This window comes from Hylemonella sp. P2_B10, assembly GCF_056404875.1.
Window position 1 is genome coordinate 1 of the sequence record NZ_JBFUDE010000012.1, and the last position, 2,779, is coordinate 2,779.

Annotated in this window: 1 protein-coding gene; it reads right to left on the reverse strand. The window is 67.1% G+C overall.

Translation table 11 applies throughout. The features are described 5' to 3' along the window. Window positions 1-2,779, reverse strand: a 2,779-nt coding sequence (locus AC1DX2_RS25835; protein ID WP_477199307.1) for a beta strand repeat-containing protein, incomplete at both ends; no start/stop codon positions are given.

A 2,779-nucleotide genomic window follows, 5' to 3' on the forward strand; every position in this document is an offset into this window, starting at 1 on the left:
CATGCCTGCCTTCACCACGTTCGTGCCGTCGTAGAAACGCTCTCCGCTCAGGCTGATGATGGGGATGGCTGGTCTGACCTGCCCTATGTTGCCGTTCACACCTGTCAGCAGGTAGCCGTACACGGGCAGCCCGTTGCTGTCGTGGGCAGTCGCGGTGGCGCCTGTGGCGGTCACCAGTTTGTTGTTGCCCACGTTGGGGTCGCTCAGCGTGCCGGTGGCGCCAGCGAGGGACACACTGGCAACGTCGCCAAACATGGCATTGACGGCACCCAGGCCGGCGCCCGCCAGGCTGATGCTGGTGCCGCCATCGTAGATCTTGCTGACCGCGCCGGTCAGGGTCCCGCTCAGCGTGGCCGGCGTGCTGTTGTTGTAGACCACGCCGTTGCCGCTGCCCAGGATGCTGCCGCCATAGGCGGTGTTGTACTGCTTGAAGGCCAGGCTGGACGGCAAGCTGTCGAGCTCGACGTCCGGGTTGGTCAAATACAGCAGCCAGCGGCCGCTGCCGGCGCTGATGCTGGCGCCATAGCCGGCGTTGACGTGGCCACCTCGCAGCACCACCGAATTGCCGGCACCGCTGACGCTGATGGTGCCGACGTTGATGGTGCCGGCGGCCACAACGTTGAGGCTGCTGCCGCTGACGTTGTTCACGTTCATGGATGCACTGCCACTGCCCAGGCTGACCGCGCCACTGCTGCTCACAGTGATGTTGCCCATTGCATTGCTGCTGGAAGTCAGTGACACGCCGCCACTGCCGGCACTGGCGGCGGTGGACGCCGCGGTGATGCCCCCGCCCGACTGGCTGATGCTGGCGTTGCTGGTGGTCAGGCTCAGGCCGAAGCTGGTGGACACGCTGCTGGCCAGGGTGATGCCGCCGTTGCTGGTCAGTGAGATGGCACCGTCAAAGCTCAGCGTCTGGTTCACCGTCACCGCGCCCGTGCCCGTCACCGTCAGGCTGCCGCCAGCGCTCGATCCCCCCAGGTTGTAGGAGGCCGCCACATTCTTGAACTGGACGCCGCCCGGCCCGCTGAGGGTCACGTTGGCAATGCTGTTGGCGCCTTGCAGGTTGACGCTGCCCCCGCTCGAGGTGGCCGACAGGGTTCCGGCGTTGATGACATTGGCACCGTTCTGACTGACATTGCCGCTGCCTGACAGGGTGACGCTGCCGCCATTCGCATTGAGGTCGGCCGACAAGGACACATTGCCCGAGGAAGAAGTGGCACTGATGCCCAGCGCGCCCGAACTGGAACTGACCGGTGCGTTGAAGCTGATGTTGCCGCCGGTGGCCAGCGTCAGCGTGGCCGCGCCGCCACCGGTCTTGCTGACGGCTGAATTGACATCGATGTTGCCGCCGCTGGCGCTCAGGCTGACGTTGGTCCCGGCGTTCAGCAAGGCGGCCACCGCACCGGCGGTGATCTGGCTGCCATAGCCGGAATACTGGCCGGCCAGGATGGGGTTGTTGCCTGCATTCAGGTCCCCGCTAAAGCCGTCAATGGCTGCCACGCTGCCGATGACGATGCTGCTGGGGTCCAGCAGCAAGCTGCCCATGGCGCCCCGTGCCGCAGAGGTGTCCACCAGGCCCTGGAAGTCCAGGTACTGCTTGCCCGAGACCTCCACCCGGCCCCCGTCTCCCCCGTTGGCCCCGCCCCTGGCGCTGATGTGGCCCCCAAAGCCGGTGGCCTCATCGGCCCACACCACCACGGTRCCGCCGTTGCCGTTGTCGGTGGCATCAGCCTTCAGGCTGGCTCCGGGCATGACCACGGTGCGCCTGGCGTTGCTGATGCTGGCGTCATCGCCGTGCCAGCCACCACCGATGTGGATGTTGCCGCCGCTGGCGCTGTTGCTGCTGTCTATCTGCGCGGTTTCCCGCAGCACGGTCTTGTCGGCGGTGACGAGCACCGAGCCGCCTTGGCCCTGCAGCTTTTGCGCCTGGATGCTGCCGCTGACGTCGGCCATGTCCAGCGCCTTGAGCACGACTTTGCCGCCTTCGACRCTCAGGGCGTTGGCCTGGATGGCGCCGCTGTGTTTCARGGTGCCGGCGAAGACGCCGACGGCGTCGCCTTTGAGGGCCCCGAGGTTGACGGCCTGGTCGCTGGGGGCTTGCACTTGCAGCACGATGCCCTCTAAGCCTCGCCCGGTGATGTCGACTTGCCGCCCGGCGGCCAGCACGGTGGCGCCGTTGGCCTGGATGAGGGCGTCTTTGCCGGTGTTGATGTGCGGCGCGATGAGCACGATGTCGCCGCTTCGGGCCAGGATGCTGCCTTGCACGTCGATGTTGCCGCTGGCAAGCTGGCCGTTGCCAAAGCGCAGTTTGCCGGCCAGGGCGTCGGCGTCTGTCAGGCCTAAGGCTGATGCGGTGAAGCCTGCGGTGTCGACGACGGCGCCGGCGCCGACGGTGATGCCGGAGGGGTTGACGAGCACCAGTTTGCCGTTGGAGCCCAGGGTGCCGAAGATGGCGCTTGGGTTGTCTGTGACGACGCGGTTGATGCTGGTGGCGCTGGCGCTGGGTTGGGCGAAGTAGGTGCTGGCGCCTGCGGGTATGGAGAAGCTTTGCCAGTTGATGACGGAGTGGTTCAGTCCGGCGCCGTTCTGGGTGGTGACGACCAGTTGGTTGGCGCCGGGGGTGCTGATGCTGGCCTGGCCGACGACGGCGACGCCGCCTGTGGGGTTGGCCCAGGCTGAGCCCATGGGGCTGCAGGCCAGGGCGACGCCTATGGCCAGAGCACCCAACGACAGGCTGGCGGCTCGGCTGTGGCTGCTGGCGCCCAGGCAGGGGCTGGCG